Origin of the sequence: Shewanella sp. 10N.286.52.A9, assembly GCF_041468985.1 — a bacterium.
Lineage (GTDB): Bacteria > Pseudomonadota > Gammaproteobacteria > Enterobacterales > Shewanellaceae > Shewanella > Shewanella japonica.
Map to the genome: position 1 here is coordinate 1 of NZ_JBFRJQ010000012.1, position 17234 is coordinate 17234.

A 17234-nucleotide genomic window follows, 5' to 3' on the forward strand; every position below is an offset into this window, starting at 1 on the left:
CTCCCACGCGCACCATTATTGTTCGGAGAGGTGGCCGAGTGGCCGAAGGCGCTCCCCTGCTAAGGGAGTATGGGCTTTAACTCCCATCGAGGGTTCGAATCCCTCCCTCTCCGCCATTATTTGCATAATCTAAACCATGCAACTAAGCTCATTAGCAATGAGCAAACTCGTGTTAAGCGAGCGATATAAAAGATTTGCGCGTGTAGCTCAGCTGGATAGAGTACCTGGCTACGAACCAGGCGGTCGGAGGTTCGAATCCTCCCACGCGCACCATTATTAGAGAATGCCCTGTAGCTTGCTACAGGGCATTTTTTATTGCAGGTTCATCACTGCTCAATTTAAGTGTCACTTTTCTATTTTCACTTTGCGTAATATAGCAAAGCCTTCACAGTGTTAAATTCAATTACCTTCCTTTCAAGGCTGCCAGCGTCGTTTTAATGCTGTTTATATTTTTAGCCAATCTATACGTGTTAACAGCTTTTAATTCGCTTGATGTTGGTTAGCATGCGTTTGAGCTCTATATAGAGTCTGCGGCTAAGGGGATCTTTTTTGCAACTCAACATACGCATTATCTATAGTGGTACTCTTTTAGGTGAAATCACTCTTAACATGGATCATCAGCGTTGATCTAATGGCAACAGGCACACTAAGGAGCATGATTTACCATGTAACTGCTCGATTGTAATAAATAGTCAATTAATCACGATAAAATTGGCATATTTATGCTTTTTCCATCATCTGCACTTCTTTAGGGCGATTGGTTGTTCTTTATCTTGATATCACTTTTTAGTTAGAAGTCGTCATAATCTTGTCATTTTCTTCATAAACCCATCAAAATTAAATTATTCTCATAAAAGTCTCATTTTAATTATAGAATTATCACCTATACCCTTTTAATTTTATTATTTTTGGTCTGACCAATTTACAAAGTGTTGGATTAATTGTTATAGATTAGTTATATTTTTCGTCAATGAAGAATTTGATATAACTAAATTAGCTGGTTGGTTAGCTTTTTATAATCATAAATTAGTTAAGATAGACTGAATATTTATTCTGAATGCCGTTTGTGAATTAATGAATGCCTACTTTTGGTGCGTGAGTTAATTTCATATATGACTTCATTATTGGCGTATGTAATCAGAACGGATCCTGTGTGCAATGACTGATTGAACACTAAGACAAGAGAGGATGTATGACTTCAATATCTGAGCAATTATTTAACGCCTTAGGCGTGATGATAATGGGGATGAGCTTAGTCTTTATTTTTTTAAGCTTGTTAATCGTCGGTATCACTATCGTCGCCAGATTAACCAAGTCAGAAAATCAAGTTGCAGCAGCGTCGGCGCCAATAGCGCAAGCACCTGCATCAGCAGCAACACTTGACCCTAAGTTAGTAGCAGCAATCACTTCTGCTATTCATCAGTACCGTGCCAAAGATTAATAGTTTAGGAGTAATTATGAGCAAGCCTTTAGCGTTAACAGATGTAGTATTACGAGACGCCCATCAGTCTATTTTGGCAACACGCCTACGTTTAGACGATATGTTACCTATCGCTCCTTTACTGGATAAAATCGGTTATTGGTCACTTGAATCATGGGGAGGCGCGACCTTCGATTCATGCATTCGTTATTTAGGAGAAGATCCGTGGGATCGTATCCGAGAACTTAAAAAGGTCATGCCAAATACGCCGCAGCAAATGTTGTTACGTGGTCAAAACCTTTTGGGGTATCGTCATTATGCTGATGATGTAGTAACTCGCTTTGTGGAGCGTGCGCATACTAACGGTGTTGACGTGTTCCGTGTGTTTGATGCAATGAATGATGTTCGTAACTTAGAAACGGCTGTTAAAGCGGTGAAACAGGTTGGTGGTCATGCTCAAGGGACTATTTCGTTTACAACTAGCCCAGTTCATACCGTTGATACTTGGGTTGATATGGCTAAAAACCTTGAAGACATGGGTTGTGAGTCATTGTGTATAAAAGACATGGCAGGTCTACTCAAACCTATGGAAGCGTTTGACCTGATTAGCAGACTTAAATCTCAAACGGATTTAACAGTGTCTATGCATTGTCATGCTACAACGGGTTTAAGCACTGCAACTTATCAAAAAGCAATTGAAGCGGGTATTGATGTACTTGATACCGCCATTTCGTCAATGAGCCAAACATATGGACATTCAGCGACAGAAACCTTAGTCGCAATGGCTGAAGATAATGGCCGCTCAACTGGCTATGACATGGCGCTGTTAGAAGAAATTGCAGCTTACTTTAGAGAAGTTCGTAAAAAGTATGCTCGTTTTGAAGGTGCGCTTAAAGGTATTGATTCACGCATTTTACGAGCACAAGTGCCAGGTGGCATGTTAACCAACATGGAAAACCAGCTCAAAGAGCAGGGCGCTGCAGACAAAATGGATGCTGTATTAGAAGAGATCCCTCGTGTACGTGAAGATCTTGGTTTCTTACCTTTGGTGACGCCAACGTCACAGATTGTAGGTACTCAATCAGTAATTAATGTCCTAATGGGTGAGCGATATAAAACCCTAGCTAAAGAAACTGAAGGCGTATTAAAAGGTGAGTACGGTGCAACACCTGCACCAGTTAACGCTGAACTTCAGGCTAGAGTGCTAGACGGTGGTGAGGCCATTACATGTCGTCCTGCCGATCTTATTGCACCAGAGCTAGATAAGTTACGCCAAGAGTTGGCTGATATCGCTAAGAAAGACAATATTACTTTAGCGGCAGAAACTGATGATGATGTGATGACGTATGCGTTATTTAATCAAATTGGATTACAGTTCTTAACTAACCGTGGTAATCCGGACGCATTTGAGCCTATTCCAAGTGCTGATGATATGGCGGTTGTTGCTGATAAAAAAGACAAAGGGCCTGAAACCTATACCGTTAATGTCCAAGGGCAAAATTTTGTGGTGGAAGTCAGTGAAGGTGGAGATATTAGCCAAATTGTACCCACTTCATCATCAGCTGGTTCTCAAGCGCCAGCTCCGCTTGCACCATTAACGCCGGCGAGTAATGAAATTAAAGTCACGATGAACGCACCGCTGTCAGGCAATATTTTCAAAGTGATGGTGAATGATGGCGACCATGTTAATGAGGGTGATGTGGTATTAATCCTTGAAGCAATGAAGATGGAAACCGAAGTTCGAGCAGAAACGACAGGTGTGATCAGAAATATCGCGGTTAAACAAGGCGATGCAGTTGCAGTTGGCGCACCATTACTGGCACTAGCGTAAGAGGTAGGAGATAGCATGGAAGGATTAATGGCCTTTTGGTCTGAGACAGGTATTGCTAACTTCGCACCTGATCAACTATTTATGATGGCAATTGGCGGGGCATTGTTATATCTCGCCATTGCTAAAGGCTTCGAGCCACTTTTGTTAGTGCCGATTGGTTTCGGTGCTATCCTGGCGAATATTCCTAATGCGGGGTTTACCGACGAAGGCGGTCTACTTTGGTATGCCTACTATGTTGGTATTGAAACAGGCATATTCCCATTACTGATTTTCATGGGCGTGGGGGCGTTAACTGACTTTGGAGCGCTGATTGCTAATCCGAAAACCTTACTATTAGGTGCTGCGGCGCAGTTTGGTATTTTTGCGACCTTGCTTGGTGCAATTGCATTAAATTTAGTGCCTGGGTTTGAGTTTACTATGCAAGATGCTGCGGCTATTGCGATTATTGGTGGCGCCGATGGCCCAACAGCCATTTTCTTAGCCTCTAAACTAGCCCCAGATTTATTGGGGGCAATTGCAGTTGCTGCGTACTCGTACATGGCGTTAGTACCGTTAATTCAACCACCAATCATGCGTTTATTGACTAACGAATCTGAACGTACCATTAAGATGGAACAGCTGCGTGAAGTCAGTAAAAAAGAGAAAATTATTTTCCCATTGATGGTAGTGGGAATGACCATTTTATTCTTACCAGCAGCAACGCCTTTAGTAGGGATGTTCTGTCTAGGTAACTTAATGCGTGAATGTGGCGTGGTAGATAGATTATCAAGCACTGCTCAAAACGAATTAATTAACATTGTCACTATTTTCCTTGGTTTAGCTGTAGGCTCTAAATTGCAGGCTGAAGAGTTTCTACGTATCGAAACCTTAGGTATTTTAGTCTTAGGAGCTGTCGCATTTAGTATCGGTACAGCTGCTGGTGTGTTGATGGCTAAACTGATGTCTAAAGTCTCAGGTGGGAAGATTAACCCATTGATTGGTGCAGCTGGTGTATCTGCTGTACCTATGGCCGCACGTGTTGTGAATAAGGTAGGTTTAGAGTCAAACCAACAAAACTTCTTATTGATGCATGCTATGGGACCAAACGTTGCTGGTGTACTGGGTAGCGCTGTTGCTGCTGGTGTATTGTTGGCTGTTCTGGGTTAATACCTTGCGTTAACTCTGTTTGTTGTAAATTATATTAAAGCCACTGCTAAGCAGTGGTTTTTTTTGCTAACACATTGGTCATACTGAGCCTGAGTTCATCGCTAGCTCATCGGTTTAAACAGAAGATAGTGCCATCTATTACGCGTCTGTATCAGAGTTTTAGTTTTCTCACTCTCTCGCTCACTCTCTCACTCTCTCACTCTCTCGCTCTATCACTATCTTCACTTAGCATTTAACTCATAAGCCTTTCTTTATTTTCTTTCTTACTCGATTAGCAAGGCTTAAGGGACGTCGATTTATCAGCCTAATCCAATATTAAGGCTTGCATTGCTCCATTGTTGTTCAATCCAAAAAACGACTCGTATTTTATACCCATTTAGGTGCGATTTTATTTATCTTGCACTAAATTAGCACTACCCTTTATAGGTATGTTGGAGGAATGTTTTGAAATTTCTATTTAAAACAGTATCTTAGTAAGTTGGCACGTTAGCTGAATAGTAATGGTCACATATTGGCTGATTATAATTGTATTTTATTTATCCGTTTTTGATTGTTTTTGCTCTTAAACGTGAGAATTAATCATTTTTTAGTCGTAAATTAATTTAAGCAAAGGCGCTTAATTATTCCTTAGGGGGTAGTTAGCGCCTTTTTTGTTTTACCTATTTAACACTTAACAAGGATTTAAAGATGAATTGGAAAAAAGCACTTAAACAGACATTACTGGTGATGTCTTTTTCTGCCGTATTGCCAGCCATGGCTGAGGTCGGGTTTCCAGAAAAGGAAGAACTGACTTTTGGTTTTATTAAATTAACTGATATGGCGCCTATCGCTATCGCTTATGAGAATGGTTACTTTGAAGAAGAAGGCCTATACGTCACGATTGAAGCCCAAGCTAACTGGAAGGTGTTATTAGACGGTGTTATTGATGGTCGCTTAGATGGCGCACATATGCTGGCAGGGCAGCCAATAGCTGCCACTATTGGTTATGGTACTAAAGCGCATATTATTACGCCTTTTTCGATGGATTTAAACGGTAATGCCATTACGGTATCCAATGATATTTGGAAAAAAATGAAACCTAACATCGCTAAAAATAGCGATGGCAAACCTGTTCATCCAATTAAAGCTGATGCGCTGAAACCTGTTGTCGAGGAATACACTGAAGCTGGTAAACCGTTCAAAATGGGCATGGTATTTCCTGTATCAACCCATAACTACGAACTACGTTATTGGTTAGCTGCTGGCGGTATTCACCCAGGATACTATGCGCCTCATAAAGGTGACACTTCGGGCCAATTAGATGCGCAAGCATTTCTTTCTGTAACCCCTCCGCCACAAATGCCATCAACGCTTGAAGCTGGCACTATTTATGGATACTGCGTGGGCGAACCATGGAATCAGCAAGCCGTATTTAAAGGCATTGGAGTGCCGGTTGTCACCGACTATGAAATTTGGAAAGACAACCCAGAGAAGGTTTTTGGGATCACGGCTGAATTTGCTGAAAAATACCCTAACACGACGATTCGTTTAACTCGTGCCCTGATTAAGGCGGCTAAGTGGTTAGATGATAATAACAATGCCAATCGTCCAGCAGCTGTAAAAATCTTATCGCAATCTAATTATGTTGGTGCTGATTACGATGTCATTGCTAATAGTATGACCGGAACATTTGAATATGAAAAAGGCGATAAACGAGCGGTTCCAGACTTCAATGTGTTCTTCCGTTATAACGCAACTTACCCATATTACTCAGATGCGATTTGGTATTTAACGCAAATGCGTCGCTGGGGACAGATCTCTGAAGATAAACCTGATGATTGGTACAAAGATGTTGCTGCGAAAGTTTATCGCCCAGATATCTATGCTAAAGCTGCTCAATCCTTAATTGATGACAAAACCATTGATGCAAAACATTTCCCAGACTTTGCAACTGAAACTGGCTTTAAAAAACCTCAGCAGCACTTTATTGACGATATCGTGTATGACGGGAGCGCGCCTAATGCTTACATCAATAAGTTCAGCATTGGTCTAAAACAAGGCGATAAGCTGTAATTTACAGCTATCGAAGTGAGGATAGAGCTATGTCAACCATTGCAAAAATTACCCAGAGGCTTCCTATGGATAAGTCATCTGCCAACGTGTTGCTTTCGAAACTAGGTCAAATGAGTAAAACGTTACTGTTACCCATTATTGGCTTAACCGTGTTCTTAGTCTTATGGTCTATCAGCGCAAATAACATCAACACTTCGTTGGGTAAGTTTCCGGGGCCAGTGGCTGTTGTAGCTCAGTTCGACTCGCTTTACCAAGAACATGTGGCTGAACGAGATAAAGCGGCAGCTTTCTATGAGCGTCAAAAACTGCGTAATGAAGCCCGCGTGGCAAAAGATCCAACTTATGTGCCAAAGACACGAGCTTATACAGGTAAAGAAACCTTTGTTGATCAGATTGTTACGAGTTTGATTACCGTGATGTCAGGTTTTTTATTAGCCGCGATTATCGCAATTCCATTGGGTATTTGGATGGGGCTGAGCAAAAATTTAAATGCGGCAATAAACCCTATTGTGCAGCTGTTTAAACCCGTCTCGCCATTGGCTTGGTTACCACTGGTTACTATGGTGGTGAGCGCACTTTATGTCTCTCCAGATCCTATGTTATCCAAATCGTTTATCAATTCGTTACTCACAGTCACTTTATGTAGTTTGTGGCCAATGATCATTAACACCTCAATCGGAGTCGCATCTATTGATACTGATTTATTAAATGTCAGTCGAGTATTGAGGTTATCAGCCTTTACTCATGTGCAGAAAATCGTATTACCAGCATCAATACCGTTAATTTTCACGGGGATGCGTTTATCACTCGGTGTGGCTTGGATGGTGTTAATTGCAGCAGAGATGTTGGCGCAAAACCCAGGCCTTGGCAAATTTGTTTGGGATGAGTTCCAAAACGGAAGTTCAGAGTCGTTATCTCGCATTATGGCAGCCGTTATTGTGATTGGGTTTATTGGTTTCTTACTAGATAGAGCAATGCTTGCACTACAAGCTTGGTTCTCATGGGATAAAGCCCGTTAATTTGGGACGCAAGGAGTAAATATTATGAGTGTATTTTTAGATATCAGTAATATCGATATGGATTTTCCTACCCCTAATGGTCCATTTAAAGCGCTTAAAGAAGTGAACCTGAAGATCAATAAAGGTGAGTTTGTATCGCTCATTGGTCATTCGGGGTGTGGTAAGTCAACTGTACTAAATATCGTAGCGGGTCTTTATCAAGCCACTCAAGGTGGAGTGATTTTAAACAGCGCAGAAGTAACTGAGCCTGGGCCTGAGCGAGCCGTTGTGTTTCAAAACCACTCATTACTGCCATGGCTGACGTCATATCAAAATGTCGAGCTAGCAGTTAAACAAGTATTTAAGAATAAAAAATCCAAAGCTGAAATTAAGGACTGGATTGAATACAACTTAAAGCTGGTACATATGGAACATGCAATGCATAAGCTTCCTAGCGAAATCTCAGGCGGTATGAAGCAACGAGTAGGTATTGCAAGAGCATTGGCAATGGAACCCGAAGTCTTGTTAATGGATGAACCGTTTGGCGCATTAGATGCACTAACGCGTGCGCACATGCAGGACTCGCTAATGGAAATTCAAAACGAGCTGAATAACACCGTTATTATGATTACGCATGATGTGGATGAAGCCGTATTACTATCCGATAAAATTGTCATGATGACCAACGGCCCGGCAGCGACAGTTGGTGAAATTTTAGACGTGAATTTACCAAGACCAAGAGAGCGGTTAGCACTGGCAGAAGACAAAGAATATAACCGTCTACGTGCTGAAGTATTGAAGTTCTTATACGAGAAGCAACGAAAAGTTGAGACTATTAATATTAGTAATTCATCAATTAGTAACGATGAAACTGCTAATGTTGGCTAAGATTACTCTGATGGACAAGATTTAATTACAACAAGGGAAATATGATGAGAAAGAATCAACTTGCGAGTTTTATCAATAAAAGGTTAGCAAAATCAGCGTTAACCATCATTGCTCCAGCATCTTTGGCATTGATGGGCCAAGTACATGCTGCAGAAGCAACGACGATTGCAGAAGCTGTGACTGAAGGGAAAGTGAAAGTCGATTTGAATCTGCGTTATGAAATGGTAGAGCAAGATAACGCATTAAAAGATGCAGATGCTTTTACGTTACGTACCCGATTAACTTACGCCACAGCTGATTACTATGGTTTTAGTTCTTTAGTCGAGTTCGAAGATTCACGTGTCGTAGCGGGTGTTGATGACTATAACGATACTTTAGGAAACAATCCTGATTATTCTGTGATTGCCGATCCTGAAACCACAGAACTTGATCAACTATTTTTAAAATACCAATACGAAGGTTTTAGTGTGAAAGGGGGTCGACAAGTGATCACCTTTGATAATCAGCGTTTTGTGGGACATGTGGGTTGGCGTCAAGATAGACAGACGTTTGATGGCGTCATGCTTGAATATAAGTTCAATGATATGTTCCAAATTGATTATGGTTATATTACTCAGCGAAATCGTATTTTTGCAGAAGCAAAAGATATTGATTCAAAAGATAATTTAATCAATGCTCAATTAAAAACGGGTTTTGGTACGTTAAGCGCCTATGGCTACCTATTAGAAGAAGATACTAATATTGAAAACGGTCTAGACACTTATGGTCTTCGCTTTACCGGTAAAGCTGATATTGGTGATATTAAGTTACTTTATACAGCGGAATATGCCACTCAGGATTCAGATACAGCAGGGCAATCTTATTCTGCAGATTATATGAGTCTTGAGGGGGGCGTTGGTTTTTCAGTGGTTACCTTCAAAGTAGGCTACGAGTTGTTAGGTTCAGATGGTGGCGACTATGGTTTCTCGACTCCACTTGCAACACTACATGGCTTTAATGGTTGGACCGACCAATTCTTAACAACACCTAAAGAAGGCTTGGCTGACTTGTATGCATCTATTGGTGGTAGTGTGATTGGTGGTAAATGGGCGGTGGCTTATCACGAGTTTGATGCGGATGAATCAAGTGCAGCGGTGGACGATTTAGGCTCAGAAATCAACGCCGTCTTTAGTATGCCATTATACGACCACTATACCGTTGGCGTTAAATATGCGGCTTATTCAGCTGGTGATGTTGCAGCAGGTAAAGTGGATACTGACAAAGCGTGGGTATGGTTTAACGCAAAGTTTTAGCCTAATGTCATTCGCGACTTTTAAATAGGTTGGGCTATAAAATGAAAACGGCAGATGAACAATTCATCTGCCGTTTTGTAGGTTTGGTCGCAAATTAACTGAATCTTTAACCAATCCTTTATTACGTCATTAACTATGCTGTTTGCTCAATGATTTTTTCATTTGAATTAAACTGCGCTTCATCAAATTGACCTTCACTTTTACCAACAACAACCGCTGTCATCATATCGCCAGTGACGTTCGTTGCTGTACGGATCATGTCAATTACACGGTCAATTGCCGCAATAAATGCGATTCCTTCAAGCGGTAAACCAACAACACCTAAGGTAACGGTTAGCATAACCATTGCACTACCAGGTACACCTGCAGTACCAACTGACGCTACTGTAGCTGTCACAGCAATAAGCATGTAATCGCTCATTTCTAATGGGATACCATAAATTTGGGCAATGAAGATTGCCGCAATAGCAGGGTAAATACCGCCACAACCATCCATATTCATGGTTGCGCCAAGAGGTAAAACAAAAGCACTATAGCGTTTAGATACGCCCATTGATTCAGTACATTTAGTACTTGCTGGTAATGTACCAAAGCTAGATGCAGTACTGAATGCGACTAACTGTGCAGGCATGGCTTTGCGGAAAAATTGTATCGGGCTCAGTTTAGCGACAAACTTAATTAAGCCACCATAGACAAAAATGATGTGGATGAGCGCTGCGACATAAATTGCGATAATGAACTTACCTAATGGCAATAAGGTTGATAAACCGTACTCACCCACAACCCAAGCCATTAAACCAAATACACCTATTGGGGTGAGTTTTAATACCATACGAGTGAGTTCAAACATGACTTCTGCGCCAGCTGAAATGGTATTTTTAAGTGGTGCAGCTTTTTCGCCAACAGCATTAATAGCGATACCCACTAATGCAGCAAATACGATAATTTGCAGTACTTTTCCTTCTGCTAATGAGGCAAAAGGGTTAACTGGGATCATATTTAAGAAGACTTGAGCAAACCCTGGAATATCACGGTCTCTCACTTCCGTTGTCGCCAGCTCAATACTGCCGCCCATATCAAAAGAACTACCAATGGCAAGACCTATGAATGATGCAGCCGTGCCTGTTAGCATAAACAGGCCCAAGGTCTTAAAGCTAAGACGTTTAAGGTTTGCTTGAGAACCTAAAGAAGTAATACTAACGACAATGGCGCAGAAAACTAAGGGTGCGACCAACATTTTAATGGCACTGATAAACAAGTCACCGAGTGGTTTAAGCATTACGGCGCTTTCGCCTAAAGCAACACCCGCCATGATACCAAAAGCAAAACCTGCGAGGACTTTTTGCCAAAAAGGAATACGTTTCAAGGTTTGAAAAATCATTAAATTTCCAACTATTTATTATACTTGCCGTTGTTTTCAGCAAGGGGATTATTATTTCAATAACCGAACACAATTACACAAAGGCTATTGAATAGTCATTGCGGAAGTTACGCTGCGTAAGCAATACGATGGTTCACATCATTAAGGTTCAGCTTATTTTAATATTGCTTATCTACAGTTCTCGGTGGAGCAATTTTCGAATTGTATTGAGTCAAACATAACGGGACAAACCGTTTTTGATATAACTTATACCATTTTTGAGACTTGTTAAATGTACTTTAAATTTCAACAACTTGCTAACCCTTGGTAAGGTGTGACTTCAAAGTGATTAAAACTCTATAAATATCATCAGGTAAAGTAAATGACAGCGTTATGGTTAATGTTTAGCGGGGCCTTTCTAGCAGCAACTTTGTTACCAGGAGGCTCAGAAGTTTTACTTGTCGCTTTATTGAATGAAGCCCCACAAACGTGGTTTGCATTGCTTGTTGTGGCCAGTATTGGTAATTCGTTAGGGGCAATCACCAGTTATTATTTAGGCTATTTAGGCCGCTTTGCGAAGACGCCAGAGGACTTTGCCTCTAAAAAATACCAACATGGACTAAAATTAATCGAAAAATATGGCTATTGGGCGTTATTGTTATCTTGGCTGCCATTAATCGGCGATATTTTATGTTTAATCGCAGGATGGCTAAAGTTACCTATTATCCAATCGACTATCATGATACTCATCGGTAAAACGATTCGTTACTCTTTAATTGTGGCAGCATTTATGTTGGCGTGGTAATAATGACCCTACGAGGTAGGGTATCCATCATATTGAATATTAATATATAACTTTCAATCACTTTAGTTTGTATTTTTGCAAGCCATAGCGCAATTTTCACTACTATTGGAAACTATCTGAATAAAGCAGGGTCGTAAGCCCATACTATTATGCTATTAATTTTTTAAAGGAAGTTTAAGTGAAGAAATGGATCTTAGCAGCGGCGATCTCTATTGCCATAAGTGGCTGCGCACATGACGTAAAAACGTCCTCCAGTTTGCCTCAAGGCGTGACTTTAATCGAAACCGTTGGTGTATCTGACGCGGTGAGTATCCCTTATAAAAAATATTTGTTAGAGAATGGACTGACAGTTATTTTGCATCAGGACAATTCAGATCCTCTTGTTCATGTTGATGTTACTTACCATGTGGGGTCTGCTCGTGAAGTAGAAGGCCGCAGTGGTTTTGCTCATTTATTCGAACACATGATGTTCCAGGGCTCCCAGCATGTTGGAGATGAGCAACACTTTAAAGTCGTCACAGAAGCTGGCGGCACGCTTAACGGGACGACTAATACCGATAGAACAAATTATTTTGAAACCGTGCCAAGTAACCAGCTCGAAAAAATGTTGTGGCTAGAGTCAGACCGAATGGGCTTTTTGTTGCCAGCATTGACCAGTGAGAAATTTGAAGTTCAGCGTGAAACGGTGAAAAACGAACGTGCTCAACGTATCGACAACCAACCATATGGCCGTTTGAATGAGCGCTTTAATCAAGCCATGTTTCCTGAGGGACACCCTTACTCATGGCCTGTGATTGGCTGGCCAGAAGATCTAGAACGTGCAACGGTTGATGATGTTCGTAACTTCTTTAAACGTTGGTATGGGCCTAACAATGCTACGTTAACTATTGGTGGGGATTTTGATGAAATGCAAACGCTTGCCATGGTTAATAAGTACTTTGGTGAGTTAGCCCGTGGCCCTGAAGTTAAAGCCGATCCTAAAACCCCTGTTACTCTCGATGAAACCCGATATATTTCGATGGAAGATAAGGTGCATCTACCTCTGATTTATATGGGTTTTCCAACAGTTTATGCCCGTCATGAAGATGAAGCTGCATTAGATTTATTGGCCAATATTTTAGGCGGCGGTAAAACATCGCTGTTATACAAAAATCTGGTTAAAGATGGCTTTGCAGTGCAGGCATCAGTCGGTCATCCTTGCCAAGAGTTATCGTGTCGTTTGACTCTATATGCGTTGGCAAATCCTGCATCAGGTACCGACCTTGCTAAATTAGAGCAAAAAATTAATGACTCGATTGCCGAGTTTGAGCAGCGTGGTGTGACCGATGATGATCTACAAAAAGTAAAAGTGCAATTTGAAGCCGATACCATTTACGGCATGCAAAGTGTGAAAGGCAAAGTTTCTACATTGGCTTACAATCAAACCTTTTTTGATAACCCTAATATGGTCGCCAGTGATTTAGCTCGTTATGCCAGTGTTACCAAAGAAGATGTGATGCGGGTTTTTAAAACCTATATTAAAGATAAACCAATGGTCGTAATGAGTGTGGTTCCTGAAGGGGCTAAACAGCTTATCGCTAAAGAGGATAACTTCACTCCGGTAACGCAATCAGTGGCCGATGTAGCGGTAACAGGAACAGAGAATGTTCGTCAAATTACCTCAAGCTTTGATCGCACCGTGATGCCGAAGGTAGGCGCTGCGCCCGTGCTTAAAGTACCAAAGCTATGGAATGCATCACTAGCAAATGGCATCGAGGTCATGGGAACAGAAAACCATGAAACCCCAACGGTAGAGTTATTAATTTATCTTGATGGCGGTAATCGGTTACCTGAAATTGAAAAAGCAGGTGTCGCCTCTTTAACGGCTTCAATGTTAAATGAGTCGAGTCAAAAACGAACAACAGAAGAATTAGCAGGCGCACTTGAAATGCTAGGCAGTAGTATTTCATTTGGAGCAACCTCTACTCAGAGCTACATTCAAGTATCGAGTTTGACTGAAAATCTGACACCAACGTTGGCAATTTTACAAGAAAAGTTATTTTCGCCAGGTTTTGTTGAGGCTGATTTTGAGCGTCTAAAACAACAGGAAATACAAGGGTTACAACACCAAGAATCAGATCCTAACTATCTAGCTCGTAGAGCATTTTCAGGATTACTTTTTGGCGAAGATACTCACTTTAGCGTACAAGCCTCAGGCAGTGTAGCGACAGTTTCTGCATTGACATTAGATGACGTAAAGCAGTTCTATCAAACCCAATATAAAGCAGGTAATGCGCAGATGGTGTTAGTGTCTGATTTACCTCAACAACAGGTGATGTCTGAACTTTCTGTACTGGAGAAATGGCAAGGCAGTGCAAATAAAGCTGAAGCCTTACCAACATTCCCAACACTTTCTGGTGGCACTATTTACGTTATTGATAAACCCGGTGCGGCTCAGTCAGTGATTAAGATCGGTAAGCGAGCATTACCTTACGATGCGACAGGGGAGTATTTTAAATCTTTCTTAATGAATTACCCATTAGGTGGAGCATTTAATAGTCGTATAAACCTGAATCTACGTGAAGATAAAGGCTATACCTACGGGGCAAGAACTGGCTTTAATGGTAATGATGTTATCGGTCGTTTTGAAGCAACTGCCAGTGTTCGCACAGATGTAACGGCTGAGTCTGTGACTGAATTTGTGAATGAAATAAAACGTTTCCAAGCTGAAGGCATGACGGATAAAGAGTTAGCTTTCATGCGCAGTTCTATTTCTCAAGGTAAAGCGCTTGAGTATGAAACCCCATATCAAAAAGCTGGCTTTATGCGCATGATACAGCGTTACCAATTGGCAGATGATTTTACTGAGCAACAGGCTGATATTGTGGCGACAATCAGTAAAGATGAACTTAACGAGTTAGCTAAAGCGCAGTTAGATTTATCGAGTATGATTATGGTCATTGTTGGCGATAAAACGGTGATTTCACCTAAACTCGAAGCTTTAGGCTATCCTATAAAAGAGATTAAATAGGTTTCGCTATTGTTTTTAAAAATATAGACCCTATATAGGTTTTATAGGGTCTGATATGATGAAAGACCACATAACGGTGACAATAATGATGTTACCGTTTTTTATTTTAAGACGATTGAACGTAAATTTATTCAATGAAGCAGATTTTATTATGCATTGTTGGAAATAATATCGTTTAATAGCAGGTCTAGCAGATTGTAAGTCGCAATATGAACCGATGCGGCTGACTAATTCGAGTGATTAATTCGAGTTATTAATTCGGGTTACAATAAGAGAACAGCAAATTGAACTCATTCAATGAAATAATCGATTACCTTTCCAACGACCAAGGTCGTGAATCACTGCTCGGTATGTTAAGGGGCATTGAACGTGAAGCTTTAAGAATCGATGACTCTGGTCAATTAGCAAAAGACGGTCACCCAGAAAAGTTAGGTTCAGCCTTAACTCACTCTCGTATTACCACAGATTACAGTGAGTCTCTTTTAGAGTTCATCACTCCAGTTAATTCTAATATTGACACTTTATTAGATGGCTTGACTCAAACTCATGCCTACAGTGTTAAAAATATGAATGGCCAAACACTCTGGCCTGTCAGCATGCCTTGTTATGTTGGCGATGAGAAAGATATTCCGATCGCCCGTTACGGCAGTTCAAATAATGGCAAAATGAAAACCCTTTATCGTCAAGGGCTAACTCATAGATATGGACCTTTAATGCAGATTATTGCAGGGGTTCACTTTAATTTTTCAGTGTCAGAAAAACTGTGGGATGCTTTGTACGAGAAAAGTGATAAACAGCTTTCTCGACAAGATTTTATCTCAGAATCTTACTTTGGCATGATCCGTAACTATCGCCGTTTGGTATGGGTATTGCCATACTTTTTTGGCTCTTCACCCGCACTATGTAGTTCGTTTATTAAAGAACAGCCAGTTGATTTTGATTTTAAGAAAACAGGTAAAGGGACACTTTACTTACCTTACGCAACGTCATTGCGTATGAGTGATTTAGGTTATACCAATAAAGAGCAGGAGCAGCTAGATATTAGTTATAACTCGCTACCTGAGTATCTAGCGGGTGTAGGCGAAGCGATTAGAATGCCTTCAGCAAGCTTTGCAAAAATCGGGGTTAAGGTTGGCAATGAATATCGCCAGTTGAATAGCAACGTTTTACAAATTGAAAATGAATTTTATTCGCCAATTCGGGCTAAACGCGTTGCTAAGTCAGGTGAAAAACCATCTGAAGCGCTTGCTAGAGCTGGTGTAGAATATATCGAAGTGCGTGCTCTTGATGTCAATCCATATAGCCCTATTGGTATTGATGCTAGTCAGGTTAAGTTCCTTGATTTGTTCTTGCTTTATTGTTTATTACTTTCATCCGATAAAACAGATGTTGAAGGAGAGGCTGAAATAGCCGCTAACTTAAAAGCTGTTGTACTTGAAGGTCGTAAACCTGACTTAACCTTAAGTAGAAAGGGCCAACACGTTAAGTTAACTGAATGGTTAAGTGATATTTTTGAGCCAATGTCACGACTTGCTGTTTTACTTGATGGTGAGGGTAATCAGTACCAACAAGCATTATCACAGTGGCAAGAAGCGATTAACGACCCAAGTAAAACACTATCTGGTCGTGTGCTTGAAGATGTGGTGAATCAAGGTATTGATCATGGTGTGTGGGTGAAACAACTTGCAAAACAGTACCATGAGTACCTGTCTAATTATCCGTTATCAGCCAACACTCTGGCTGAATATGAAGCTGAAGCGCAAGAATCTCTAAGAGTGCAGCAAGATATTGAAGCACAACCCGCAGTGAGCTTTGATGAGTTTTTAGCGGATTATTTTGCTGATTTAGCGCAGCCAGCAGTTGCCGTTAATCAATGAAGATAACGGCCTTATTATTGATGATGCTTGCACTGCTTCAAGGGTGTGCAAGTTCATCAGATGATGAGTTTATGTGTGGTTCGGTTGCGAGTTACATAACGCCGCCGACTGCAGACAACCTATATCGGGTGGTTGTCACACATCTTGATGGTCAAGCTGTTATTTCGCGTCCTTATTATAAACTGACAGCAGGTAAGCACACGTTTACTTTAGCTGAGCTAATAGAGTCGCCAGAATTGAAAGTTAAACTCGCAGCCAGACAAACCAAAAAGCTGGATATTGTGGTTGAACGTGAGCAGCGCTATCATTTAGCAGCTGAACTTAAAGTTGATAAAACATATACAGGGCTTAATAGCGACTATTGGCAGCCAGTGGTTTGGAAGCAAGCGTCTTATGAATGTGTATTTACCGATAAGATGGGATAAATACTCAATGCTCCCCAAGCGATAATTGCATCAAGGAATAATGCTTAGTTATTTTTCGTCCCATACCTATTTTTCATTTTCCTCGTGTTCAATTAATCGCTTTACATTTATCTCTTCAACGCAGTTATTT

Annotated in this window: 12 protein-coding genes and 2 tRNA genes; 13 read left to right on the top strand and 1 reads right to left on the bottom strand. The window is 40.9% G+C overall.

The features are described 5' to 3' along the window. Window positions 1-24 precede the first annotated feature (24 nt). The 9 genes from AB4128_RS10920 to AB4128_RS10960 all read left to right on the top strand — a co-directional run bounded on the left by AB4128_RS10920 (window position 25) and on the right by AB4128_RS10960 (window position 9627). A tRNA-Ser gene (locus AB4128_RS10920) sits at window positions 25-116 on the top strand. Between the two features lie 80 nt (window positions 117-196). Then, window positions 197-273: transfer RNA gene (locus AB4128_RS10925), tRNA-Arg, on the top strand. 919 nt (window positions 274-1192) lie between these two features. Continuing rightward, window positions 1193-1441, top strand: a complete 249-nt coding sequence (locus tag AB4128_RS10930) for an OadG family transporter subunit (RefSeq protein ID WP_065108618.1) — start codon at window positions 1193-1195, stop codon at window positions 1439-1441. A 16-nt stretch (window positions 1442-1457) separates the two neighbouring features. Beyond that, entirely contained in the window at window positions 1458-3251 is a 1794-nt protein-coding gene (gene oadA / locus AB4128_RS10935; RefSeq protein WP_372037662.1) for a sodium-extruding oxaloacetate decarboxylase subunit alpha, read from the top strand. 15 nt (window positions 3252-3266) lie between these two features. Then, entirely contained in the window at window positions 3267-4397 is a 1131-nt protein-coding gene (locus tag AB4128_RS10940) for a sodium ion-translocating decarboxylase subunit beta (protein ID WP_055025721.1), read from the top strand. A 687-nt stretch (window positions 4398-5084) separates the two neighbouring features. After that, window positions 5085-6449 carry a CmpA/NrtA family ABC transporter substrate-binding protein gene (locus AB4128_RS10945; RefSeq protein ID WP_055025720.1) on the top strand — a complete coding sequence of 455 codons (1365 nt, stop codon included), beginning with the start codon at window positions 5085-5087 and terminating at the stop codon, window positions 6447-6449. A 29-nt stretch (window positions 6450-6478) separates the two neighbouring features. Next, a complete protein-coding gene (locus tag AB4128_RS10950) occupies window positions 6479-7468 on the top strand; it encodes an ABC transporter permease (RefSeq protein ID WP_372037663.1) in 990 nt (329 codons plus the stop codon). Between the two features lie 24 nt (window positions 7469-7492). After that, window positions 7493-8335: an ABC transporter ATP-binding protein gene (locus AB4128_RS10955; RefSeq protein WP_055025718.1), complete on the top strand. Its 843-nt coding sequence runs from the start codon at window positions 7493-7495 to the stop codon at window positions 8333-8335. 44 nt (window positions 8336-8379) lie between these two features. Then, window positions 8380-9627, top strand: a complete 1248-nt coding sequence (locus tag AB4128_RS10960; protein WP_055025717.1) for an alginate export family protein — start codon at window positions 8380-8382, stop codon at window positions 9625-9627. Between the two features lie 133 nt (window positions 9628-9760). On the opposite strand, the gene AB4128_RS10965 is transcribed toward AB4128_RS10960, so the two are convergent. Continuing rightward, a complete protein-coding gene (locus AB4128_RS10965; protein ID WP_372037664.1) occupies window positions 9761-11008 on the bottom strand; it encodes a dicarboxylate/amino acid:cation symporter in 1248 nt (415 codons plus the stop codon). 361 nt (window positions 11009-11369) lie between these two features. On the opposite strand from AB4128_RS10965, the gene AB4128_RS10970 reads away from it, so the two are divergent. The 4 genes from AB4128_RS10970 (at window position 11370) to AB4128_RS10985 (ending at window position 17104) form a co-directional block, all read left to right on the top strand. Further along, a complete protein-coding gene (locus AB4128_RS10970; protein ID WP_055025715.1) occupies window positions 11370-11792 on the top strand; it encodes a YqaA family protein in 423 nt (140 codons plus the stop codon). 178 nt (window positions 11793-11970) lie between these two features. Further along, window positions 11971-14802 (top strand): M16 family metallopeptidase, encoded by a 2832-nt coding sequence (locus AB4128_RS10975; protein WP_372037666.1) that lies wholly within the window; start codon window positions 11971-11973, stop codon window positions 14800-14802. A 284-nt stretch (window positions 14803-15086) separates the two neighbouring features. Then, window positions 15087-16679, top strand: coding sequence for a glutamate--cysteine ligase (gene gshA / locus AB4128_RS10980; protein ID WP_372037667.1), 1593 nt, complete (start codon window positions 15087-15089; stop codon window positions 16677-16679). Beyond that, on the top strand, window positions 16676-17104 hold the full coding sequence (locus tag AB4128_RS10985; protein WP_119968492.1) for a hypothetical protein: 429 nt from the start codon (window positions 16676-16678) through the stop codon (window positions 17102-17104). Before gshA ends, AB4128_RS10985 begins: the two co-directional genes overlap by 4 nt. Window positions 17105-17234 lie beyond the last annotated feature (130 nt).